A 22,407-nucleotide genomic window follows, 5' to 3' on the forward strand; every position below is an offset into this window, starting at 1 on the left:
TTTTATGTCTAAAATTTGTGATGACGGACTCGAGCGGCACTCAAGTGCGCTGCTATAAGTTAAGGTCCGGCCGCTGGGTGAGAGTAAACCGAAACGAAGTTTCGCAGTTATTCGAAGTGAGTTCATGGATGAACGATGGATGTAGCTTCATGGACGAATTAATTACTCTTTAATGGGGCTTTTACTTACAGGCTCGAGCGGCACGCAAGGTGATATTCTAAATAGTCATATCACTTTGCGTGGCTGTTTTTTCGTATTAGCTTTGTAAATGAATCAGAGGGCATAGGGCGGTACATAAAAAACCCTTGCGCCATTTCGCAGTGAGTCTTTGATACGTAATCAAGCGTTTCTTGATCCTCTATTCCCTCTGCAATAATAGATAAATCTAAGTTATGACCAATATCGATAATACACTTGGCAATGGCAGCGCTTTGTTCATCAGTAATGACATTTTGTAAGAACGATTTGTCGATTTTTAAGTAATCGATAGGCAATAACTGTAAATAACTAAACGACGAGTAACCTTTACCAAAGTCATCTAATGCAAACGCAACACCATAGTGTTTGAGCTTATGCATGGTTTTACTCATCTTCTCTTTATTTTCCATAAAAATAGATTCAGTTAACTCAATAATTAATTGATCGCCACTAATTGATGAGTTTGAAATACTTTCAATAATGTAATCAATAAAATGTTCGTCCTGAAATTCAATAATTGATAGGTTAACTGCAAGCTTTAAAGGCGCGATGCCCTCTAGTTGCCATTGCTCTAATAGCGATATAGCCGAGCTAATAGCAAACTCACCTATTTTTTTTATTAGCCCAGTTGATTCAGCAATAGGAATAAATAAATCGGGCGGTACAGACTCTCCGCTAGCCGTAAACCAGCGCATTAATACTTCAGCTCCCAAGATCTGATTGCAGTCTAAACCTATTTTAGGTTGTAGATATACTTCTAATTCTTGGTTGTTTATTGCTTTGCGAAGTTCGCGCTCAATATCCATTTGTTCACGGGCATGAGCTTCTAATTTCCTATGATAAAAACGGTAGGCATTTTTGCCATTATTTTTGGCATCATACATCGCCATATCGGCGTTACTAAGCAAGGAGTCGGGCGTAATACCATCTTGTGGATACAATGCAATTCCAATGCTTGATGATACATATTGAGGTCGACCATTTATAATAAATTCTTTACTTATTGCCTCTAACAACGCCTCGCATAAGTTTTCAATATTATTTTTAGACTTAACAAGCTCAACAAGTATTACAAACTCATCACCACCTATTCGGGCAAGTGTGTCTTGCTCTCTTAAACGGTGATTAATACGCTCTACCATTTTTATCAGTAGTTCGTCGCCGCCTTTGTGGCCCTCAGTGTCGTTAACTCGCTTAAAGTTGTCTAAGTCTAAAAAGAGCACTGCGGTCATCGAATCATCGCGTCTTGCAAGGGTTAGTGAATGCTCCAGACGGTCCATAAATAATTGACGGTTTGCTAAACCAGTTAGGGCGTCATGGTAGGCTTGAAAATGAATGATTTCTTCATGTTCTTTTTCAACACTGATATCACGAATACAAAATACACGACCAATAAGTTGGCCATTTTTAAGCTGAGGAAGTGAGCGGTAGCTATAATGTTTGTCGTCGATAGATTCAAACTCGCCACTCAAGGCCTGTTTTGAGTTTGCTTTTAATTGCGCGATAATGTCGGCGCTTTTGTTGCCTTTTTTTATTATTGTATCTATTTGGCTAAAGTAATTATATGCGTTTAAATTAAAGCGCTCGAAGAACTCTCTGGCCATTATATTGGCACTCACAACGTTACCTTTTAGGTCTAGCACAGTAACTTGTTCGCCTATAGCGTCAAATGTTGCATTAAGCACGCTAATTGAATGTTCTAATTGTTGCTGTGTATCAGAAAGCTCATTAAGTTGGTTTTTAAGTAAATCATTACGTTCGTTTAATTCGTTAGACGTAATAAATAATGAGCGCTCTAAAATATTGGTTTCGCGCTCATTCAGTTCATAAGCATCAGATACCCGCGATATAATATCGGCATACTCTTGAACAAAGCTTTCATCCACCTTACTACGTTTTAACTGGCGTGCTAACAGTTTATGCAACTTGTAAACCTCCTAGTCTTCACTTAATAAAGTCAGGGTCATGGTTTGATTATGTAAATGACATGGCCCCAGAGGTACGTGAGGCGATAACTCGCCGTAAGAGTAAAAGCCGGTTCTAGTGCAGTTTTCGGGAAGTAAGTCTGCAATTGTTTCAAGCTCTTCTTCAATTAATTGGTCGAGTATTATTCGTCGGCCAACACAACTCACTAAAAGCGCAAGGCTAGGCTGGTTGCTGCCCATCATTTGTATGGCTGCTTCACCTGCCTGTTGTGCTCCATCAATCAGATTTTCGTAGTTTGCGCGCATTAGTTGGCATTTAGCACCCTCTGGGAGGTTACCCGCAAAGGTCATGCTTTTTTTATCTTCATCAATACTTAAAATGGTTCTGACTACGGCTTGTTCTTCACCAACTTCCTGCATAGATAACGGGAATAATAAAGCAGAACTTGGCAGGCCGTCAGCGTATTCACCCAGCATCGTTTTGTACAACTCCAGTGACGGACTGTGATCTACTTCGTAAAGGGTATTTTTAGTTGATTTGGTAATTTCGCGTATAGGGCCAAATGGTTTCCACCCACCCATGGTGCCATGGCTAATATTTAACTTTTCGCCATAAAACCCAACAACAACGACTAAGCCTTTAGTTACGTTATCGTTGTGCCATACTATGGTTTCTTTAAAGCGGGCCTGATCACCCGCTAAGCCACCGGTCACAAGTACGTTTTTAGGTAATGCGCCAGTAATACTCTCAATGAGCTCGCTGCCATTTATAAGCTGTCCATCAGAAACAACAAACACATAACGTAAGCCATTATGATCTAATTGATTTACAAGTGCAGCGCCCAAAGAGCTTGAGTCGGCATAGTTACTAATGTTATCTGACTTGGCAACAACATGACTTTTCTCAAAGTGGACGGCGGTCAGCGCTATGCTTTCGTCGTGTATTTCACTACCTTGAATTTCTCCGCTGGTAGAGCACCCTACAATTTCAGCCTCAGGGAAAGATGATTTTAATTGTGACAACATGTGCGATGTTGCCATGACATGTCTGTCACCAAAAGCAAATACTAATGCGGCATCAGAATTTATTGGTAACGGCGTTTGCCATTCGCCTTCTTTATAAATAGATTGAAAAGTGTTCATAATTTAAAGGCTTTCCCGTACAACTATGTTATTTATAATATAGATTATAGGGTAAATGCAGGTAAATCCACATTTGTTACGTTTAATTAACGCTTTTTTATAGTGTTTACCATTTTATAAATTAAGTATTTAACTCTTTTAGATAAGTAATGTGGCTTCACATTTAAAAATTGATTTTTTGCTTAAATACAATGAAATCCAACTTTAATGTTTTAGCGTACAATATAATTAAGTATCATGTTTACAACACGGTTTTAAGAACGTTCATATGACTCAGCTAAGTGCCAAACAAAATATTCAAGCAATTGTTAAAGCCATAAAAGCAGAAGAGGCAGTACTACGCCAAAAATACCCTTTGCTTGCTCATCAAAATACCATTGGACTTGTTATATTATTGCTCTCGTTGAGTGCTTTAATTGGCGTTGGTGTTTTGTATTACCTTGCCATTATTCCTGCATGGACTTGTATTATTTTAGCAGCGATGGCGGCTTCGATTTCGCATGAACTTGAACACGATCTAATTCATAAGCAGTATTTTAGTAATCAGCCCATAATTCATAATTTTATGATGTTAACTGTTTGGTTAATGAGGCCGAACACCATTAGCCCGTGGTATAGACGCAAAATGCATTTACATCATCATAAAACATCAGGTACAAAGCAAGATCTCGAAGAACGCTTAGTGGGCAATGGTATTAAAAACCCATTTATGCGTGTGCTTGTTATTGTGGACGGTTTGCTTGGTTTAGTTATTAATGCCAAACGTTTTAGTAAAGAAATTAAAGGGTTTAGTTTTTTTAGCGTATTTAATGCGGGCTTTCCAGTAACAACAACATACTTCATTATTTTGTATAGCGTAATTATATTCCATACAGTTAACTTTTTTGTACCCATTGAAGCAAGCACTCCGGCTCTAGCGTTAGAGGTTTTAAATGTGTTTGAATTTATGATGATTGTGTTAATTGTGCCTAATATAGTGCGTTCAAGCTCGCTTAATTTTGTCACATCAAGCATGCATTACTATGGCGGCGTTAATAACATGCTAGAGCAAACTCATGTACTAACAAGCCGTTTATTTATGCCGTTTCACTTGTTTTGTTTTAATTTTGGTAAAACGCATACCATCCATCACTTTGTACCAAACCAACCTTTTTATCTGCGCCAAATGTTAAGTGAAAAAATACTTAAAGTGATGCAACAACACAACGTGCGCTTTAACGATTTTGACAGCATTAAAAATGCAAACGCTTATAAAGCCCAAGCTAATTAATGCAAAAGCAATTTGAGCTTTATTTTTAAAACCAATCGTATTTGCGATTGGTTTTTTTTAATTACATTTACCAATTAAATTAAGTTTTAGTATCGCAGAGTAAATCTATGTCGTCTGTGCGATTTAAGGATAGTGCATTTAAAATGGTGTAGGCTATAACTCAACAGCACTTTTCTATAATACTAAATCGGTTGTTGGGCTTCATTAAAATAATAAAGGAAAACAGGATGAAAAAATCACTACTTTCAGTGGTATTAGGTTTTGCTGCACTTGGTACATTTAACGCGCAGGCAAACCTTGATCAACACGTTAAAAATGTAGAGCAGCAGGTAATTGAATGGCGACGTGACTTTCACCAAAACCCTGAGCTTGGTAATCGCGAAACACGTACCGCAGGCATTGTGGCTAAACACTTAAAGTCGTTAGGTATGCAAGTACAAACCGATATTGCTTACACCGGTGTTGTGGGAATTTTAAAAGGCGCAAAGCCAGGCCCTACAGTAATGCTACGTGCTGATATGGATGCACTACCGGTAACAGAAAAAACAGATGTGCCATTTAAATCAACCAAAACCACAAATTTCCGCGGTGTAGATGTGGGTGTAATGCATGCCTGTGGGCACGACACGCATGTAGCCATGTTGATGGGCGCAGCACAAGTATTGGCCGATATGAAAAGCGAGCTGCACGGTAATATTATGTTTGTGTTTCAGCCAGCTGAAGAGGGCGCACCTATTGGCGAGGAAGGCGGTGCAGAATTGATGCTCAAAGAGGGGATATTTACCAAATATAAACCCGACGTGGCATTTGGTCTTCACATAACATCGAGCTTACACAGCGGCAAAATTGGTTACAGAAGCGGCCCTGCTATGGCCAGTTCTGATAGGTTTGAAATTACTGTTAATGGTCGTCAAGCACATGGTTCAGCACCGTGGACTGGGGTTGACCCTATTGCAGCGGCTGCACAAATTGTAACGGGTGTTAATCATATTGTGAGCCGCCAAGTAAATATAACCAAAGAGCCCGCAATTGTGTCGTTTGGCAAAATAGCAGGTGGAGTGCGCAATAATATAATTCCTGAAAAAGTTGAAATGGTAGGTACAATTCGCAATTTTGATATGAATAATAGAGCACAGATTTTTGAAAAAATAAAAACAACGGCTACACATATTGCTAAGTCGTCGGGAGCAACTGCCGATGTGCATATTCATGAAGGTTACCCAGTAACGGTGAATAACCCTGAGCTTACTGCGCAAATGCTGCCAACCCTCGCAAAAGCGGCGGGTATAAATAACGTAGTGGAAATGAATAAGATTACAGGTGCAGAAGACTTTTCGTTTTATGCATTAGAAATCCCAAGTGTCTTTGTATTTTTAGGTGGTACGCCAAGTAGCCAAGATTTAAAAACGGTACCAAGTAATCATTCACCTTATTTTTATGCTGACGAATCATCGTTTAAAGTAGGGACTAAGGCATTAAGCCTGCTCGCTGTAGATTACTTAGATAGTAAAAAGTAGGCTGCTAACAATTGAGTTAGTAAAAGTCATAAGCTAACTCAATGTATTTTAAGCGCAGTACGTAAAGATGTGTGAAGGCTCTATAGGCCTATGTTAGAGGATTACTATATGAAAATCACAGGAAGCTGTTTTTGTGGCGATATAACTTATGAGGCCACCACACAAAATAATAACGTAGTAGTATGTCATTGCAGTGATTGCCAACGGATGTCGAGTGGACCATTTAGAGCCGTTGTAATTGCAGATCCTAATTCGGTTGATTTTACAAAAGGACAACCGAAAGAGTATGTAAAAACAGCGCAAAGTGGCAATAAGCGAGCGCAAGGTTTTTGTGCAAATTGCGGTACGTCACTTTATGCAACAAATGAGTCTCCTATCGATCGTATATATGGGTTGCGTTTAGGTTCGATTGATCAGCGCGATTTGTTTAAACCTTCAATACAAATTTGGACAAAGTCAGCATTGCCTTGGCTTGATGATTTACATCATGTTGATGCATTTGATAGCACCCCTAAGAATTAGTCTTATAAATGCTTTAAACCTCATTCCTGCAGTAAAATAAAGCGACTTATACGTATATAAGCCGCTTTATTTTAATAGCTTTATTTACCAAGTATACGATGCCGATAACATGGCATTGCGTGGTTTACCCGGAAAATATCTATCGCCTGTAAAACTAGTGTAATCAGCTCGCTCTGCATACGCTTTATTGGTCACATTTATAATACGAGCCATAACTTCAAGATTTTTAGTTGCTTGCCACTGGGCGCGTAAGCTAAGAACCGAATGGCCTTCGTATTCATTTAAGTTCTCAGGGTCTGTGTAGTAATGGCCAACATGATGCCATTGAAGTGCAAATTGGGTGTTGTTACGTGCTTGCCATGTAATATCAATATTAGCAATGTTGCGTGGTGCGGTATCTATGTCGTTGCCATTTATGTTTAGGCCGTTAATAACTTGGTTGTTAGTGTAACTATGTTTAGCATGTGTACCTGCAAAGTTAACCGACACGTTATTGGGTAATTGATAATTAAGTTCAAGTTCCACACCTCGATGGCGAGAGCTGCCATCATTTACAGTGAAAAAGTCGCTATCACGGTAAATAGTATTGTGTTTACTCATAGCATATACAGATAAGCCGTAATTAAATGCACTGTATAATCCTTTTATACCAAACTCAGCGTTGTTAGCTATTTCTGGGTTTAAATTAGCGGTGGTTTGCTCGCGTTGTAATTGATATAACTCAGCAGCTTGTGGCGCTCGGTAACCGCGAGAAAAGTTAGCATAAAACGTGTTATTACTGTTGTATTGGTAACTTATTCCAAGTTTAGGTGAGGCATTACTAAAGCTATTTTTAGTGCTAGCAGGGCGACTGTATCGGCACCCACCAAACCCGCACTCGCTACCATCTTCTTTTGTTCTGCCCGCAAGCATATTATTTGTGTAGTCGTACTGCATGTGCTCGTAACGAACCCCGGCCGTTAATAGCCATTTATTTAATTGCCAATTCACGGATGCAAATGGTGCATAAAGTGTGGCATTGACGTTGTAATCGTAATGTTTACCCTGTGGCACGGTAGCCACTAAAAATGCCGAACCTTGCGTTGCCTCGTTTTGACTTTGTAAAAAGTCGGCTTGGGTGTACTCGCCATCTAAGCCTAGGTTCAGAGTTACATTGTTATTTATACTGTGCTTATAAAGCGATTGAACCCCAATACCTGTTTGGCTGTTTTTTTCAAGCGGTGTACCTGGTAAAAAGTGCTTAAAAAAGTCCATACTTTGATCGCGCATATACACAGTGGTAGAAAGTACATCGTTATTGGCTAATTGCCATGTTGCATTGCTCCACGCTCGCAAAGATGTTGCCTTTCTAAATGCATCAGGATCGAAGTTTTGCTGTGCTATATCTTTATTTTTATAGCTTTCAAACCCAGTAATAAAACCAGCTGTTTGCTGATCTAAATGTGTATAAGTTATACCTGATGTGAGCAATAGATTATCGCGCTCTAGACGATGGCGTATATTGACTTTTTGTTGCTTAACACTTTCATCATCACGGTACCCTGTATCGTCAGTAATGCTGGCGTTTATGCCAATTCCGCTGTTCCCATAGTCTTGCCCTGCACGTAATTTAATGCGTGCATAGCCATATGAGCCATAATCTACGCCAAATAAGCCGCCGCCTTGAGTTGTGTCGGGTGTTATTACATTAATAACACCATGCACAGCATTTGAGCCATATAAAGCTGAGCCCGGCCCTTTTAACACCTCAATACGTTGGGCCATTTCACTATGCGATTCAAATAGCTCGTTAATATTACAAAAACCTGCAGCGCGAAGTGCTATTCCATCTTCTAAAGTTAGCAAACCACCACATGCGCCAGCCCCAGACAAAACTGGCGAGCGAAGCGCAGGTAAATATTCTTGGCCATTGCCGCGTTGCACATTAGCACCAGCAACGCGTTGCAGGGCTTCTTCAATATGAGTAGGTGCAATACTTTTAAGTTGCGCATCGGTTAAGGTAGAAATAGACAATGGGAGTGAGCTAGAAAGTGCTTCTACCCTTGATGCTGTGGTGGTAATAACTTCAATTGAGTCTGTACTTTTCTGATCAGCAACAACAGCTTGGCTAAACGGCAAAATGAGCGGCAAACAATAATATTTCATACATACCTAAAACGTTTGGGGAAATAGCTTGGTTAAATGATATGTGGTTTTTATAGGCTTTTAAACTTGTTGCGTTAAAGTGCATGTATAACCGTAAATTATTGTTCGTAATATTGCTTTATTTGCTTATCAATTAAATTTATATCGACTACACCCGGCTTAAATGCAATATAAACAGGTAAGCTGGATTCATGGAACTGACGAGCGTGAATGCCGACACTGCTTTTTGCAAACCAAAGCCCAGCTTGATAATTAGTGATTATAAAATCAACACGCTTTTTTTCTAATAACTTGAAAGAATCTGACGTTGAAAGTGTATGCATTATATTTTTAGGCAATATATTGTATTTATCAGCTATTTCATTAGGTAAGGCAACGCCTCGGAGCATAGCTATTCTAGTGCTAGAAAAGTCTTTGTTATTTAGGGTACTTTTATCTAAAGCAAATAATCCAAATTTGGTCACATGTGTAGGGTGCTGAGTAAACTCTAAATGCTTTTCACGTAGGGTGTTTGTTGCTAAAGAGAAATAACAGTCGTAATATTTAAGGGTCATTTCTTTTTTTACGCGTGCCCAAGGTAAGTGTATTACTTTAATGTTTAAGCCTAAGCTTTGATTTAAGTAATTTATTAGATCAATGTCTGAACCCGTAAATGTGTTTTTTTGCTCGTCGAAAATAGTATAAGGCGGGTAGTGAGTTGTAACGCAGCGTAATGTTTTACCTGACTCGGCAACTGCTAACGATGGCGCCATTAAAGCGAAGATTAATAAAATAAAACGCATGACTATCAAATCCATTTTCTTTTAAGTATATAAGCTATTTTTTAATTTTAAAGTGAGTGATGAAATTGATGATCTACGCGTTTTTAAGTCGCGTATAAATTTAATTTTTGGAACACACCATGTTTAACGCAGAGCAGCAATCACGCATTATTGAAATGGCGTGGGAAGATAGAACGCCATTCGAAGCCATTGAACAACTATACGGATTAAAATACCCTCAGCTCGTCGTTTTTATGCGAGAGCACATCTCTAAAGGGAGCTTTAAAGTGTGGCGTAAGCGCCACGCAGGGCGTAAAACTAAGCACTTAAAGTTACGCGATCCCGCTATTATGCGCAGTCATTGTAAAACTCAGTACAAACACCGTTAACACCGTAAATTTAAGCGCTATTTCATTTGATGTTCATCCTAGCTTGTTAGTCTTAGATGACTTTTAGCACTGGAGATACTTATGAAAGCAGCTATTTATATCACACTCATCACACTTGCGCTGTCATCTGTTGGGGCACAAGCTAACCCAAACAAAGACAATCATGGCCAGCACCAAGGTAAAAAGGTTGGCCATAAAAAACACAAGCATCATGATCATAACTCTCTTTCTAAAAAAGAGAAAAAGCAGTTACTTCGTGCAGGGTGGACTCCGCCAGGTAAAAATAAGCGTTACCATACTGGTGATATTTTAGAGGTGGATATATACAAACGTGGTAGGGTTGTTGAACGTTCGAGAAATAATGGTACTGTAAGTATTGAAATCGACCGTAAAATTATCCACTTAGTACACGATACACGAGAAATCTTATCAATTTTGAGTCGCTAAATTAATTTAAAGGGATTTAAGTAATGCTTACATTGTTGGCTGTAACTACTGGCTTTTTTTTACTGGTAACTTTACTACCCATGTCATACAGCCAGCACTACTTGGTTAGAAGTTGCGATTTTGTTCGCTTACAAGTGTTATATATTGCTGGTTTTATATTTGCTAGTTCACTATTTTTGTTATGGCTAAATAGTGATACGCACTATATTTATATTACGCTCGCATCTGTAATTATTATGGTTTTACAAGGTAAGTGGATCTTTCCTTATACTTGGCTTGCAAAAAAAGAAGTACAAAGCGCGAGCAAAAACAGCGGGCACAGCATAAGAATAATGTCGGCTAATGTGCTAATGTCAAACCACAATAGTGAGCAACTAATAGCGTTGGTGAATCAGCATAAACCTGACTTACTTATTACACTTGAAAGCGATAGCTGGTGGGAAGAAAAGCTATCGGTCCTTAAAAAAAACTACCCTCATTATATTGAATGCCCTAAAGACAATCGCTATGGCATGCATTTATACAGCAAATTTAAATTACTCGATGCGCAAATATGTGAACTCATTGAAGATGATATTCCTTCATTTCATATTTTATTTGAAAACGACGAAGGCCTTGAAATGCAAGGGCACTTTATTCACCCTGCACCACCAAGCCCAACTGAAGAAGATTCATCGCGCCCACGCGACTCAGAACTAATAATGGTTGCCAAAGCAGTTAAAAACCCAACTCGTCCAACAATCGTAGCGGGTGATTTAAACGATGTAGCATGGTCGCGCAGTACGCGATTATTTATGCAAATAAGTGGCTTTTTAGATCCCCGTAAAGGTCGCGGCTTTTATAACACATTCCACGCTGGTTACTTTTTTATGCGCTGGCCGCTCGACCACCTTTTTCATAGCCAGGGTTTTAAGGTTAAGCGTATTGAGCGCTTAGCCAAATATGGCTCAGACCACTTTGCGCTGCTTACCGAGCTTTCTTATGAAAATGCTAGTCAGCAGTCATTAGAGGACAAACCCGACGAGTTAAAGCAAGAAGAAGTAGCAGAACTTACCATGAGCAAAGCCGATAAGCGAAAAGTCCCCAAGTTTGAAAAATAGTAATTGTTATTAGGTTGTGTAGGTCGGATAAGCGAAGCGCCAACGACTAAGCATTAACGTATAAATATCTAGCGCCTCGGCAACGTCCTTTGACATGACATCGTCTCATAAGCTTAGTTCGACTGCTTTGATTTTGAAATTAACGGGGTAAAACGATGTCTATCTAGATTGGGTATATCTAGGCATTTTAGCCTCCTCAAAGTAATGAGGAGGTGTCTACTAAAACGGGTGAGGAGTAATTACCCTTTTGAGTGCATTGTTATATTTTTATTGCGCCAAGTCTTCTTTTTTGGTTGAAACAGCCAATAGTGATATTGAAGCGGCATAAGTAGAAAAGAAAGCGATATACGCCACACACAAACCGACTAAGCCGAAAACATTGCTTTCAATTGATATGTCATAAATTAAATATGCTGATATTGGTAATGAGATAATTGAAAAAGCTTTACCGCGAGAAAGGATCACTAGCTTATTTTTAATATAAGGAATTGCAAGGATCAATACTGGAATCAATAATAGCCCAGCAAATAATATATCGATTTTAACTTCTGAATTCATTTAATGCTCCAATTCGTTTAAAAATATAACGCTTGATCAAGAAGCGGTCTAGGCTTGCTAAACTTATGTTACGAAGGAACTCGATCAAGCCGTGACGAGTCTTTCTTCAGTGACTTGTTATATTTATGTCACTTTAATACTTTATCTAAGTAAGGTTCGATTTCAGCACTTTCATCATTAGCGGTCTTTATCCCAAGAATGAGTATGGAAAGAGCAAACCAGCCAATAGCGAAACCAAAATTAAAAAGTATTAAGAAGACTAAAGCTGGTATTCCGCACCAAAGAAACATAATTAGCAATCGGCGAGAAATATTTATAGGTTTGTCTTCTCTGAATTGTTTAACTGCGCTATTTACGATCTCCATTTTTCACTTTGCTTGAGACCTTTTTATCTTTTTTCATCATATAAATTAAAATAAAACATTAAACCTCCTTGTAAATATAATGCCCATTTAAGGGGCTAATAATTGTTTGCTTATATTGTGTAGCGAAGCGAAACCGAGCAAACTGCTAGCAGCACAGTCCCGCTTTAAATTATTGTTAACTTTATCTTTAGTTATTAACTTTATTTTTATTTGCACGTAAACCTGCAAAATAGGTTATAGCTGCAATTGGTAGACAAATAAAACCGTATGCTTGAAAGCTTTCTATAAAACCATTTTTTTCACTTACAATTCCAGCAACTAAAACACCACAGATTGTAGGCAATAAAATAGCCGCAGCCCCATATATAACTTTTTTCATTACTAATTCCTTTTTTTAGATTGAACAATTCACGTATAGGCCGATGAAGTTAACGCCCAAATAACGGGCAAAAAATAGTTGGTTAAAATAGCGACGCAGGAGCAAAACCAACTGTTTTTTGTCCTGTTAATTTGCTCGTTATGTGTTTTTTGCACTCCACTTTCCAGTGACAATCATGACATAAACACCGATGGTAATTGTACCAAGCATTAACCCTATGAATGGCGAGGAACTGCCAACAAAAATAGACATACCAAGTGAAGTACCTAAACATAAGGTTAAAGCACCAAGTTGTGATCGATTGAGTTTATTATTAAATTTCATTTTGGACTCCTAATCCGTGAATTTACTGTGAATAATCCTAAACACATAACGCCGTTTTATGTTTACACTACTTCCATGGAATCCATGATTTGGGTGCATGACCTGTTACCGCAACTTTTAAAAACAATAGGAAGCAATAAGGAACTGATAATATACCGAATACATCCCTAAAACTTAGGTTATCAAAATTGACATTACCGCGTTCAAAAAGTGCAAATAACAAGCTACAAAAAGCAATAAGCCCACAAATAATAAATATTATTGCCAAAATTCTAATAAACAAAATAACTTTTTCACCGTTCCATGGTGCTTCCATAAAACCTCCTTCTAAACATAAACGCCTCAATAATAAGTGAACCATGTGCTGGCGGGCGATTTGCTCAGCAAAGGCATGACAGCCTTGGTGAATCTTAATTTATTGACTTGTTAGCTTTGCATTACTCATTTACTTTCAAGTTATTAGCTTTAAGCCAGTAGCCTGACATTTTATAATAAGTAATAAACCACCCTAAAATACTTATTATAACACTTAGTCCATACTGTCTTGCCAAAGGTACATAAACTATAAATAAGATCATAGCCAATGAATATAAACCAACTGTCGACCAAAAAACTTTAGACGAGACAAGTTTTAAACGTACTTTGCAACTAGAGCAGTTGAAGTAAAATGGAAAACGACTAAAAGATAAGCCAAACGGCTCAATTTCATGGTTACACTTTGGACAATTTCCGTGACTCAAAATACCTCCTTGTAAAGCTAACAATTTAATCAAAGGACACTTTCCCTATATTTGCTTAAAAAGGTCCTAATTCATGAGTTTTTACTATTAGCAAATAGTGTAACTTATTGCCAGCTATAAATATTATGCTTAATGTAGGTTATTTAAGCATGTAGAAAAAAAGAAAGTTTCCTCTTATTATTCCTAAACTAGCGCTCACCTTGGTAAAGGTTGCTTTGCATTGTGAATTCATCGTTGCCTTTTAGGCCAACCCTCTGGTTTTTATCTTATTTTTAAGCTCTGATTTTGTCGCATTTATAGTGTTTTTCTAGCTTGCTCAATGCATTCAAACTTTTTACTTGTAACGCTTTTTATGTTTTGTTCACCACCGCATTCAATGGCAGCCATTTTTTTGTGGTTATATGCATTGTAGGTTTGTGCTAAAGCGCCTGCTGATAATGCAACCGCTGCAATAACGACTAATTTTTTTATCGTTTTATTCATGTTTAATCCTTTATGCTGCTCTACTTAATTGAGACTTTTGCTATTAAGGCACTCAGCTTTTTATGAAATATTTAATAAGTAGTAAATAAGTTAGCAGCCATTAAGCTGGCTTAAAACCCTAAATTTGTAACAGTGTATGTTTGCTAAACTATTTTTGATTATTAGCGCTTAGCGAGCTTTTATTTGTTAAGCATAAAAAAGCCTAAAAGCGGCAGTTCGCTTTTAGGCTTAATATTTATTGCTGCTATTTTATTCAATAACAGGTATGTTGCGTTGTATTATGCGTTGGCAATCATAATACTTTTAATATTCACAAATTCGCGCATACCAAAGCCACCGTGCTCTCGGCCGTAGCCACTTTCTTTAACACCACCAAACGGTAGATTAGGCTGTGCAAGGCCGTAACCGTTAATGTTGATCATACCGGTGTCAAAGTGCTTTTTAGCCAGTTCGATGGCTTTTTTCTCATCTTTTGAAAAAATACCCCCGCCTAAACCATAGCGAGAGTCGTTGGCAATGCGCATAGCATCGTCGTTGTCTTTTGCTTTAATAAGTGAAGCGACAGGGCCAAATAATTCGTCGTCGTATGCAGGCATGCCCGGCGATAAGTTATCGAGAATTGTAGGCGGGTAGTAGTAACCCATTTGCGATGGAATTTCACCACCCGTTACAATATTTGCACCTGCTTTAACCGATTGCATGACTTGGTCATGAATACCGTCGCGTAAATCTTCACGTGCCATTGGGCCAAGGTCTGTGTCATCGGCCATGGGGTCACCCATTTTAAGGGCTTCAAATTGTTCTTTAATTTGTGCTTTAAAGTCATCGTAAAGTGACTCAACTACAACAAAACGTTTTGCTGATACACAGGTTTCACCATTGTTGATCATACGTCCTGTTACACAGGTTTTAACGGCAAGTTCTAAATCGGCATCATCCAGTACTAAGTAAGCATCGTTACTGCCAAGCTCCAGTACTGTTTTTTTAACGTGTTTACCGGCTTCTTCGGCTACTTTTTTACCCGTACCATCACTGCCTGTAAAGGTTACACCGCTAATTGCTTTGTGGGCAATTAGGCTGCTTGCTGTTTTACCATCAATAAGTAAATTGCTAAAGCAATGCTCCGGGAAACCGGCTTGTTTAAATAGGGCTTCGATTTTTTCAGCCATGCCAAAAACGTTACCTGCGTGCTTAAGCACGGTCGTGTTACCGGCCATAATGTTAGCTACGCTGTAGCGAATAACTTGATAAAGCGGGAAGTTCCAAGGTTGAATGCCTAATAAAACGCCCGTAGGTTGGTAACTAATAATGGCGCGGCCACCGTCCATGTCTCGTTCTTCGTCCGCTAAAACTTGTGGGCCGTTTTCAGCTGTATAACGACAAATTCCGGCACATAGTTCAACTTCTTGAAAGCCTTGCTCGTAAACTTTACCCATTTCTTCGGTCATTAATTTAGCAATGGCTTCTTTTTGTTCCTCAAAAAGTGTTGCGAGGGCATTTAAATGTTTTGCGCGTTCGCTAAATGACGTTAAACGCCACTTTAAATATGTTTCGTGAGATTTTTCGATTACTTGCTCAGCCTCATGTTGAGAAAGTAGCGTGTAGGTATCGATGGTTTGCTCAGTTGCCGGATTAATCGTTTTAACTGTATTGCTCATTCCTATCTCCTTACAATTTATGTAAGCAGATAGGTGCAAATCAAAGGCCAATATAATCGCAGGAATGGTTTTGTTTTAACTTGTTGATTGTTATTGGCTATTTTATTTTTAAAGTCTTGTTTTACTTTTTTAATTTATAATTTTGTAAATTAGATAAAGTAAAAAGTACTGGTCAGTGCAAAATTTACAAACTGATTAATAAATTATACTTGGCTTTAAAATAGTATTTGTGCAATTTGTTTGAGCAGGTAGGTTTCTCGTAAAATAGAAAGGCCTTGTTTTTCACTATTAGCTAATGTGCGTTCGTTATGTGCAATTGCATCGTTTATATCAACCCACTTTGCGGTCATGCCATTTTGCTGTTCGTAGTGCTCTAATTTCGCTTTGCCAAATTCATCGGCAATATTACACACGAAGCAATACGATTTAATATGAATAATATCAAAGTCGTTTTTATACCAAGGGCGATACTCTTCGTAGAGACCAAAATCTTTAACCACAGTAATATTTTTAGCGCCGGTTTCTTCGCTCAACTCGCGAATTAAGCCTTGTTCAATGCTTTCGCCTTCATCTACACCACCGCCAGGTAGGCTATAATCTTCATAACGATTTGTGTACATAAGTAATATTTTATTGTTTTTTATTACAATGGCACGAGCGGTAATACGTGTGAAATGAGTGCCTTGGATTATATTAATACCAGAGTGGATTAAGGTTTTTAATTGCTGCATTTCATCTCCTTTTATTAACATACGAGTATATCAGCTGTATAAGTGTTACTTGCAAATAAAAATTGTTTTTATTGTGATCGTTATGCTTTCAGCTTACGTAAATAGAGGGTTGATATAATAGGACAATAAATCATTTAAGTTATTTTAAAAGATTAGCTCAATACGCACCTTTAAATTAGTTCTTAGGGTGCGTAGAATAAAAAAAAAGAACAGGGATTTATCATGTTAAACATACTTTTAGTAGATGATGACGTTGAATTTAGTGACGTTGTTTGCCACATAGTCGAATTCCTCGGCCACAATATAAGCACCGCAACCAGTTTAAAAGAAGCACACCAATGGTTTGAAAATAATACCTTTGATCATGTGTTACTTGATTTCATGTTACCTGATGGAAGCGGACTTCATTTGCTTGACCATTTAAAAATAATTGGCCAGTCTCCAAAAATTACACTCATATCGGGCCACCCTTCAGTGAAGGGAATATTGGCTGATATGTGTGAGCCTAATATTGGGCACCTTCTAAAACCCCTTCAACGCGAAGATTTAGAGCTTGTTTTAAATGGCCCTAAAAAAGTAGCCGTTAAAAAGGCAAAAACCAGTGGTATTACGCGTCATTTTGGCAGCTTAATTGGCGAGTCAGAGCCAATGCACAAACTGTACAATATGATTGAGCGAGTAGCCAAAACAAATGCCAATGTCATGTTAATGGGCGAAAGTGGCGCAGGTAAAGAAGTTGTGGCTCAGGCAATACACAATGCAAGCCAGTGCGAAGGCCCATTAGTGGCTAGTAACTGTGGTGCACTTTCGAAAGAGCTGATTGGTAGTGAATTATTTGGCCATGAAAAAGGCGCATTTACAGGTGCAATTGCGCGTAAAGAAGGGGTATTTGAGCAATCAAACGACGGTACTTTGTTTTTAGATGAAGTAACCGAAATGCCAATTGATATGCAGCCTAATTTATTACGAGTTCTTGAGACTAAAAAAGTAACGCGTGTAGGGGGCAATAAAGAAATTCCAACCAATTGTCGAGTAATCTCTGCAACTAACCGAACGTTAGAAGACTTGGCTCAAAACAACGTTATTCGTGAAGATATTTACTTTAGACTCGCAGTGTTTCCTATTGATATTCCGCCTTTAAGAGATCGAAAAGACGATATTCCATTGTTAGCAAAAGCATTTTTAGATCAGCTAAACGATGAGAATGGCACCGCATTTAGTTGGACTGCTGCACAGCTTAAAGAGCTGCAAAGTTATGAGTGGCCGGGCAATGTGCGTGAAATTCGCCATGCTATTCACCGTGCCTTTATCATGAGTGACCCGAAATCAGGCGAAGTGACACTGCCAGATAATCTAGAGTCGCCATTTTCACGTGTAAATAATCAAAGTGCTGATAACGCAGTGTCGGCTGGACAAACCATAGAAGAAGTTGAAAAAGAGCTCATTCATGCAACGCTCGACAAGGTACAAGGGAATAAAACACTTGCCGCACAAATGCTAGGAATTAGCACTAAAACACTTTATAACCGCCTTAATGCTTACGGTGGTATTGGCGAGTATAAATAAGTTGAGAGGTAACATGACGCAGAACAATCAATCGGAGCCGCTTAATAAATTAGTTCATGATGCAAGAGCCCCTTTAAATCGTATTTCAATGAATGCTGAACTAATTAAGTTAGTACTTGAAAACGATATGCCAAAAGAAAAGGCACTCGAGGCACTAAATAAAATTATTAGCAATTGCCAACAATGCAGTGAAAGCTTACAAAAAATTGTTGATTCACAATGATGAAAGCGTGTTTTATGCGCAAACAGGAAACTAAATAAGCATGCAAAAACAACAAGGTAAAGCGAATGTTACGTGGGCAGCTTTTATAGTTGTGGTGTTATCTATTATTGTGGGTAATGCATTTTTGGCATTAAATACAATTCAAGGGTTAACCCAAACACAAAAAAGCTTAGACAACACTAGCATGCTAAGTTCGGCAATAGAGCAATTGCATTTATCTATTGTACAGGCCGAGTCTGGGCAGCGTGGCTATTTATTAACGGAAGAAGATGATTACCTTACACCTTACTTCGATGCAATTGGCCAGTTAGAAGCACAAACAGACCATGTTAAATCACTGCATTCGGAAATTGATGGCCAATCAGAGCGGATAGCACAGCTACTTGTTCTGACAGAAAGCAAAATTAAAGAGCTTAAAAAAACAGTTAACTTAGCGCTTGATGATAAAGAGCGCCGTGCTTTAGCTATTTTAAATACCCATAACGGCCGAGAGCTTTACAAGCAAATTCGTGAACGCGTAAATGATATTCAAGACCGTGAATTACTGTTTAAAGTGAGCCATTTTTCAAAGCTTGCTCAAATCAAAAACGAGGCCAAAATTACGTTTGCGATTACCGCTATTACTAGTGCAATACTGATTATAGGCATGTTTGTAATGACACGCTTAAACCTCAGAAATGCCGCTCAATATCGGTTTGATCTTGAGAAACAAAACGAAACATTGGCTAGTAAAGTATCTGAACGCACGCAAGAGCTAACCTTGTATTCAGACGAGTTAAGCAGAAGTAACCGGGAGTTGGAAGAGTTTGCTTTTGTGGCGAGCCATGATTTGCAGGAACCTCTGCGTAAAATTCAAGCATTTAGTGACCGGTTAGAAACCATGTTCAAAGATGATTTAGGCGAAAAAGGCTTAGATTATATTGGCCGTATGAAAAACGCCGCACAGCGAATGTCGAACTTAATTAACGACTTGTTAGAGTTTTCGCGTGTTACTACGCGTGGTAAAGACTTTGATGATACTAACTTAAATGAAGTAGTTGACGATATTCTTAGCGACTTAGAGATTGCAATAAAAGAGTCAGATGCACAAATTGAAGTGGCAGAGTTGCCTGTTATTCAAGCAGATAAAAGCCAAATGCAGCAACTTTTTTTAAACTTACTCTCGAATGCGGTTAAGTTTAGACGCCAAGATGTGAGCCCGCATATAAAAATTAGTTACGAACATGAGGCTATTTTTAATGAAGATCACAATGCGGAATTAAGCTTTCAAGTAATTACCATAAAGGATAATGGCATAGGGTTCTCTCAAGACTATGCTGATAAAATATTTGTACCGTTTCAGCGTTTGCATGGTCGCTCACAATATAAAGGGACAGGTATTGGTCTTTCTGTGTGCAGACGGATTGTAGAGCGCCATGGCGGTACTATTACAGCTCAAAGTAAAGACGGTGAAGGTGCAACCTTCATTATAAAACTACCAGTGGAAGCTGCGCTTTTCACTTTGCAAGGAGAGGCTTAAATGCCCTACACAAAAGTTAAACCAATTACTATTTTAATGGCTGACGACGACGAAGATGATCGTTTATTAACGCAAGATGCACTTGCTGAAAGCCGAGTACTTAACGAGCTGCACTTTGTAGAAGATGGTGTTGAGTTACTTGAGTATTTGGAGCGCAAAGGAAAGTTTGCTGATAAAGAAGTATCGCCGCGTCCTGGGCTAATTTTACTTGATTTAAACATGCCAAGAATGGATGGCCGCGAGGCGTTAGAGGCGATTAAAGCAAATCCAAATTTAAAAGGGATTCCAGTTGTTATTTTAACCACATCGAAACAAGAAGAAGATATGGTTAAAGGGTATAACTTAGGTGCAGCTTCATACATTACTAAGCCTGTTACTTTTGATGGCTTAGTTGATTTGATGAAAACCCTTGGGAAATATTGGGTTGAGTTTGTAGAGTTGCCAAGTACGTTTAACGATTAATGGAGATTGTATGTTAGATAAAGTGACTCAGTTGCTACTTGTAGAAGACGATGAAGATGATTACATACTCACCTGCGACTATTTGGAGCAATTAGACTCACATACGTTTAACGTTCAATGGGTAAGCTCTCCAGAGCAAGCAATAGAAACGCTAAGTAAAAACGAGCACGATATTTGTTTGCTTGATTACCGCCTCGGGGCATCTAATGGGCTCGATGTTTTAAAAGAAGCGATAGCTAATGGCTTTAGCGGGCCTATTATTATGCTTACTGGGCAATCGGATGATGAACTAGATTCTGCGGCGCTTGACGCTGGAGCTGTTGATTACTTGATTAAAGGAGAAATGAGCTCAAGCCGTTTTGCCCGTGCAATTCGTTATGCCCTTGCCCGAAAAGATGTAGAGGGGGAGCGCGTAGAGCGCTTAAAAGCGGAAGCTGAAAACCGCTCAAAAGACCGTTTTTTAGCACATTTAAGCCACGAGTTACGTACACCGCTTTCATCAATTTTAGGTTACACAGAATTGTTAATGCAAAGCGACTTTAGTCAACAAGCCGAAAACGAGCTAGGGGTTATTTACCGAAATGGTAAACACTTACTTAGCCTGCTTAATGACGTATTAGACTTATCGAAAATAGCCGCAGACAAACTAGAGCTCACACCCAGTGAAGTAAACCTCGATAGCATGCTTGCAGATGTATACACGCTAATGCGTGTATCGGTGCTTGATAAAGGGTTAGCACTTAAGTTTGAATCAGACCAAGCGCTCCCGCTAGTTGCCCGCCTTGATGCGACGCGTGTTCGTCAAATACTAATAAATTTAATTAATAACGCCGTTAAGTTTACAGATAAAGGCGAGATAGTTGTTAAGGCTTGGACGCAGCATGTTGACGGCACAGAGATGCTCTTTTTTAGCATTAAAGATTCAGGAATGGGGATTGCCCCTGAAAAGCAACAGCTTATTTTTAAACCATTTGAACAAATAGCCGATGTAGAGTCGCGTTCAGTTGGCGGTGCAGGTTTGGGCTTGGCAATATGTGCCGAGCTATTGTCTCGTATGCAGGGCAATATAAGTTTGCATTCAGAAATAGGCAAAGGGTCGACCTTTACTATTTCGGTATACCCAGGTGACATAAGTGATGTTGAGCGACAAGTGCTCAACTTTAGCAGTGCCCCACAGTTACAAAGTAAATTAACACCCAGTAAAGTACACGGGCGAGTACTGGTTGTTGATGATTTGCGCGATTTACGAATGCTGGTCGGGCATATGATCAGTAGCTGCGGTGCGCGAGTAGACTACGCAGAGCATGGCCAGCAAGCACTTGAAAAAGTGCGTATAGCCGACGCCTATAAAGCGCCATACGATATTATTTTTATTGATATTCATATGCCAATAATGGGTGGTAAAGAAGCAACCATTGAGCTTAGAAAAATGGGCTACAAAGGACCAATAATTGCGCTTACAGCTGCCACAATGAAAGGCATACATGAAGAGCTTGCAGCACTTGGTTTTAATGACGTAATACCAAAACCAGTTGACAGCAGTGCACTATATCAATGCCTTCAGGATTACTTAGTTTCGCCTGAAAATGCGCCTCAGGCAAAAGATATTCAAGTCAAAGCGCTAAGTGAAAAAAGGCAGCGCTTTTTATTGGTAGAAGATGATGACGATGCTGCACAAATAACCCAGTTGCTTTTAGAAAGCTTAGGAGTAGAGACGGTTATAGCGTCAAGCTGTGCGCAGTGTTTGCAAATACTTAACCACGATCAGCAATTTGATAAAGTATTGTTAGATATGCATTTACCAGATGGTAGCGGAATTGACTTAGGTGAGCAGGTTAATGAACGATACCCTGAGCTGCGATTAGTTATTGTAAGTGGTGCGGAACCAGATCCAAAAGAGATAAAAGATTTAAATATTGATCGTGTTTTATTAAAACCTATTAATTTAGGCTTATTAGAAACACTTATAAGTTAAAGCGTGA

At 38.8% G+C, this 22,407-nt stretch carries 23 protein-coding genes and 1 pseudogene; 11 read left to right on the top strand and 13 right to left on the bottom strand.

Annotated elements, in window-relative coordinates; genetic code table 11:
• Positions 1 to 230 precede the first annotated feature (230 nt).
• A complete protein-coding gene (locus R0J88_RS14905) occupies positions 231 to 2,123 on the bottom strand; it encodes an EAL domain-containing protein (RefSeq protein WP_410900293.1) in 1,893 nt (630 codons plus the stop codon).
• A 12-nt stretch (positions 2,124 to 2,135) separates the two neighbouring features.
• Entirely contained in the window at positions 2,136 to 3,266 is a 1,131-nt protein-coding gene (locus R0J88_RS14910) for an FIST signal transduction protein (RefSeq protein ID WP_410900294.1), read from the bottom strand.
• A gap of 268 nt (positions 3,267 to 3,534) precedes the next feature.
• Here R0J88_RS14910 and R0J88_RS14915 point away from each other — a divergent pair, with 268 nt between their 5' ends.
• The 3 genes from R0J88_RS14915 to R0J88_RS14925 all read left to right on the top strand — a co-directional run bounded on the left by R0J88_RS14915 (position 3,535) and on the right by R0J88_RS14925 (position 6,575).
• The gene (locus R0J88_RS14915) at positions 3,535 to 4,536 is read left to right on the top strand and encodes a fatty acid desaturase (RefSeq protein ID WP_410900295.1); all 1,002 of its coding nucleotides are present in this window, start codon (positions 3,535 to 3,537) and stop codon (positions 4,534 to 4,536) included.
• 227 nt (positions 4,537 to 4,763) lie between these two features.
• Positions 4,764 to 6,053 (top strand): M20 family metallopeptidase, encoded by a 1,290-nt coding sequence (locus tag R0J88_RS14920; RefSeq protein ID WP_410900296.1) that lies wholly within the window; start codon positions 4,764 to 4,766, stop codon positions 6,051 to 6,053.
• Positions 6,054 to 6,161: 108 nt separating this feature from the next.
• Positions 6,162 to 6,575: a GFA family protein gene (locus tag R0J88_RS14925; protein WP_010557825.1), complete on the top strand. Its 414-nt coding sequence runs from the start codon at positions 6,162 to 6,164 to the stop codon at positions 6,573 to 6,575.
• Between the two features lie 84 nt (positions 6,576 to 6,659).
• Here R0J88_RS14925 and R0J88_RS14930 read toward each other — a convergent pair whose 3' ends face one another.
• Positions 6,660 to 8,720, bottom strand: a complete 2,061-nt coding sequence (locus tag R0J88_RS14930; RefSeq protein ID WP_410900297.1) for a TonB-dependent receptor — start codon at positions 8,718 to 8,720, stop codon at positions 6,660 to 6,662.
• A 98-nt stretch (positions 8,721 to 8,818) separates the two neighbouring features.
• Positions 8,819 to 9,502, bottom strand: a complete 684-nt coding sequence (locus tag R0J88_RS14935) for a substrate-binding periplasmic protein (protein WP_410900298.1) — start codon at positions 9,500 to 9,502, stop codon at positions 8,819 to 8,821.
• Positions 9,503 to 9,621: 119 nt separating this feature from the next.
• On the opposite strand from R0J88_RS14935, the gene R0J88_RS14940 reads away from it, so the two are divergent.
• The 3 genes from R0J88_RS14940 (at position 9,622) to R0J88_RS14950 (ending at position 11,417) form a co-directional block, all read left to right on the top strand.
• Positions 9,622 to 9,870 (top strand): TIGR03643 family protein, encoded by a 249-nt coding sequence (locus R0J88_RS14940; RefSeq protein ID WP_006793686.1) that lies wholly within the window; start codon positions 9,622 to 9,624, stop codon positions 9,868 to 9,870.
• An 81-nt stretch (positions 9,871 to 9,951) separates the two neighbouring features.
• Positions 9,952 to 10,317, top strand: coding sequence for a hypothetical protein (locus R0J88_RS14945; protein ID WP_008126494.1), 366 nt, complete (start codon positions 9,952 to 9,954; stop codon positions 10,315 to 10,317).
• Between the two features lie 23 nt (positions 10,318 to 10,340).
• Positions 10,341 to 11,417 carry an endonuclease/exonuclease/phosphatase family protein gene (locus tag R0J88_RS14950; protein WP_410900299.1) on the top strand — a complete coding sequence of 359 codons (1,077 nt, stop codon included), beginning with the start codon at positions 10,341 to 10,343 and terminating at the stop codon, positions 11,415 to 11,417.
• A 27-nt stretch (positions 11,418 to 11,444) separates the two neighbouring features.
• On the opposite strand, the pseudogene R0J88_RS14955 reads toward R0J88_RS14950, so the two are convergent.
• The 9 genes and pseudogenes from R0J88_RS14955 to R0J88_RS14995 form a co-directional block, all read right to left on the bottom strand.
• Positions 11,445 to 11,603: pseudogene (locus R0J88_RS14955) on the bottom strand (IS3 family transposase); the annotation flags it as partial.
• Positions 11,604 to 11,684: 81 nt separating this feature from the next.
• Positions 11,685 to 11,975 carry a hypothetical protein gene (locus R0J88_RS14960; RefSeq protein ID WP_243531551.1) on the bottom strand — a complete coding sequence of 97 codons (291 nt, stop codon included), beginning with the start codon at positions 11,973 to 11,975 and terminating at the stop codon, positions 11,685 to 11,687.
• 128 nt (positions 11,976 to 12,103) lie between these two features.
• Complete coding sequence (locus tag R0J88_RS14965; protein ID WP_410900300.1) at positions 12,104 to 12,340, bottom strand: hypothetical protein; 237 nt, start codon at positions 12,338 to 12,340, stop codon at positions 12,104 to 12,106.
• A gap of 187 nt (positions 12,341 to 12,527) precedes the next feature.
• Positions 12,528 to 12,719, bottom strand: a complete 192-nt coding sequence (locus tag R0J88_RS14970; protein WP_410900301.1) for a hypothetical protein — start codon at positions 12,717 to 12,719, stop codon at positions 12,528 to 12,530.
• Positions 12,720 to 12,857: 138 nt separating this feature from the next.
• Complete coding sequence (locus R0J88_RS14975) at positions 12,858 to 13,043, bottom strand: hypothetical protein (protein WP_006793680.1); 186 nt, start codon at positions 13,041 to 13,043, stop codon at positions 12,858 to 12,860.
• A gap of 67 nt (positions 13,044 to 13,110) precedes the next feature.
• Entirely contained in the window at positions 13,111 to 13,359 is a 249-nt protein-coding gene (locus R0J88_RS14980; protein WP_410900302.1) for a hypothetical protein, read from the bottom strand.
• 718 nt (positions 13,360 to 14,077) lie between these two features.
• A complete protein-coding gene (locus R0J88_RS14985) occupies positions 14,078 to 14,266 on the bottom strand; it encodes a hypothetical protein (protein ID WP_006793677.1) in 189 nt (62 codons plus the stop codon).
• Between the two features lie 278 nt (positions 14,267 to 14,544).
• Positions 14,545 to 15,924 carry an NAD-dependent succinate-semialdehyde dehydrogenase gene (locus R0J88_RS14990; RefSeq protein ID WP_410900304.1) on the bottom strand — a complete coding sequence of 460 codons (1,380 nt, stop codon included), beginning with the start codon at positions 15,922 to 15,924 and terminating at the stop codon, positions 14,545 to 14,547.
• A 215-nt stretch (positions 15,925 to 16,139) separates the two neighbouring features.
• Positions 16,140 to 16,655, bottom strand: a complete 516-nt coding sequence (locus R0J88_RS14995) for an NUDIX hydrolase (RefSeq protein WP_410900305.1) — start codon at positions 16,653 to 16,655, stop codon at positions 16,140 to 16,142.
• Between the two features lie 222 nt (positions 16,656 to 16,877).
• On the opposite strand from R0J88_RS14995, the gene R0J88_RS15000 reads away from it, so the two are divergent.
• The 5 genes from R0J88_RS15000 to R0J88_RS15020 are packed head-to-tail and all read left to right on the top strand — an operon-like array spanning position 16,878 to position 22,400.
• Positions 16,878 to 18,221 carry a sigma-54-dependent transcriptional regulator gene (locus R0J88_RS15000; protein ID WP_006793674.1) on the top strand — a complete coding sequence of 448 codons (1,344 nt, stop codon included), beginning with the start codon at positions 16,878 to 16,880 and terminating at the stop codon, positions 18,219 to 18,221.
• A gap of 13 nt (positions 18,222 to 18,234) precedes the next feature.
• Positions 18,235 to 18,444 (top strand): hypothetical protein, encoded by a 210-nt coding sequence (locus tag R0J88_RS15005; protein WP_008126509.1) that lies wholly within the window; start codon positions 18,235 to 18,237, stop codon positions 18,442 to 18,444.
• A gap of 34 nt (positions 18,445 to 18,478) precedes the next feature.
• The gene (locus tag R0J88_RS15010; protein WP_410900322.1) at positions 18,479 to 19,963 is read left to right on the top strand and encodes a sensor histidine kinase; all 1,485 of its coding nucleotides are present in this window, start codon (positions 18,479 to 18,481) and stop codon (positions 19,961 to 19,963) included.
• Positions 19,964 to 20,425, top strand: coding sequence for a response regulator (locus R0J88_RS15015; RefSeq protein WP_008126515.1), 462 nt, complete (start codon positions 19,964 to 19,966; stop codon positions 20,423 to 20,425). It begins immediately after the preceding gene.
• Between the two features lie 10 nt (positions 20,426 to 20,435).
• Positions 20,436 to 22,400, top strand: coding sequence for a response regulator (locus R0J88_RS15020; RefSeq protein ID WP_058430250.1), 1,965 nt, complete (start codon positions 20,436 to 20,438; stop codon positions 22,398 to 22,400).
• The last annotated feature ends 7 nt before the right edge of the window (positions 22,401 to 22,407 follow it).

It is taken from the genome of Pseudoalteromonas sp. SIMBA_162, from assembly GCF_046535955.1.
Taxonomy (GTDB): Bacteria; Pseudomonadota; Gammaproteobacteria; order Enterobacterales; family Alteromonadaceae; genus Pseudoalteromonas; species Pseudoalteromonas marina.

Coding starts and splice junctions, on each gene's coding strand:
- R0J88_RS14930 (WP_410900297.1), bottom strand. CDS start 8,720: ATGAAATATTATTGTTTGCCGCTCATTTTGCCGTTTAGCCAAGCTGTT.
- R0J88_RS14965 (WP_410900300.1), bottom strand. CDS start 12,340: ATGGAGATCGTAAATAGCGCAGTTAAACAATTCAGAGAAGACAAACCT.
- R0J88_RS14985 (WP_006793677.1), bottom strand. CDS start 14,266: ATGAATAAAACGATAAAAAAATTAGTCGTTATTGCAGCGGTTGCATTA.
- R0J88_RS14940 (WP_006793686.1), top strand. CDS start 9,622: ATGTTTAACGCAGAGCAGCAATCACGCATTATTGAAATGGCGTGGGAA.
- R0J88_RS15000 (WP_006793674.1), top strand. CDS start 16,878: ATGTTAAACATACTTTTAGTAGATGATGACGTTGAATTTAGTGACGTT.
- R0J88_RS14910 (WP_410900294.1), bottom strand. CDS start 3,266: ATGAACACTTTTCAATCTATTTATAAAGAAGGCGAATGGCAAACGCCG.
- R0J88_RS14925 (WP_010557825.1), top strand. CDS start 6,162: ATGAAAATCACAGGAAGCTGTTTTTGTGGCGATATAACTTATGAGGCC.
- R0J88_RS14945 (WP_008126494.1), top strand. CDS start 9,952: ATGAAAGCAGCTATTTATATCACACTCATCACACTTGCGCTGTCATCT.
- R0J88_RS14920 (WP_410900296.1), top strand. CDS start 4,764: ATGAAAAAATCACTACTTTCAGTGGTATTAGGTTTTGCTGCACTTGGT.
- R0J88_RS14975 (WP_006793680.1), bottom strand. CDS start 13,043: ATGAAATTTAATAATAAACTCAATCGATCACAACTTGGTGCTTTAACC.
- R0J88_RS14950 (WP_410900299.1), top strand. CDS start 10,341: ATGCTTACATTGTTGGCTGTAACTACTGGCTTTTTTTTACTGGTAACT.
- R0J88_RS14980 (WP_410900302.1), bottom strand. CDS start 13,359: ATGGAAGCACCATGGAACGGTGAAAAAGTTATTTTGTTTATTAGAATT.
- R0J88_RS15005 (WP_008126509.1), top strand. CDS start 18,235: ATGACGCAGAACAATCAATCGGAGCCGCTTAATAAATTAGTTCATGAT.
- R0J88_RS14935 (WP_410900298.1), bottom strand. CDS start 9,502: ATGCGTTTTATTTTATTAATCTTCGCTTTAATGGCGCCATCGTTAGCA.
- R0J88_RS14995 (WP_410900305.1), bottom strand. CDS start 16,655: ATGCAGCAATTAAAAACCTTAATCCACTCTGGTATTAATATAATCCAA.
- R0J88_RS14990 (WP_410900304.1), bottom strand. CDS start 15,924: ATGAGCAATACAGTTAAAACGATTAATCCGGCAACTGAGCAAACCATC.
- R0J88_RS14960 (WP_243531551.1), bottom strand. CDS start 11,975: ATGAATTCAGAAGTTAAAATCGATATATTATTTGCTGGGCTATTATTG.
- R0J88_RS14915 (WP_410900295.1), top strand. CDS start 3,535: ATGACTCAGCTAAGTGCCAAACAAAATATTCAAGCAATTGTTAAAGCC.
- R0J88_RS15015 (WP_008126515.1), top strand. CDS start 19,964: ATGCCCTACACAAAAGTTAAACCAATTACTATTTTAATGGCTGACGAC.
- R0J88_RS14970 (WP_410900301.1), bottom strand. CDS start 12,719: ATGAAAAAAGTTATATATGGGGCTGCGGCTATTTTATTGCCTACAATC.
- R0J88_RS15020 (WP_058430250.1), top strand. CDS start 20,436: ATGTTAGATAAAGTGACTCAGTTGCTACTTGTAGAAGACGATGAAGAT.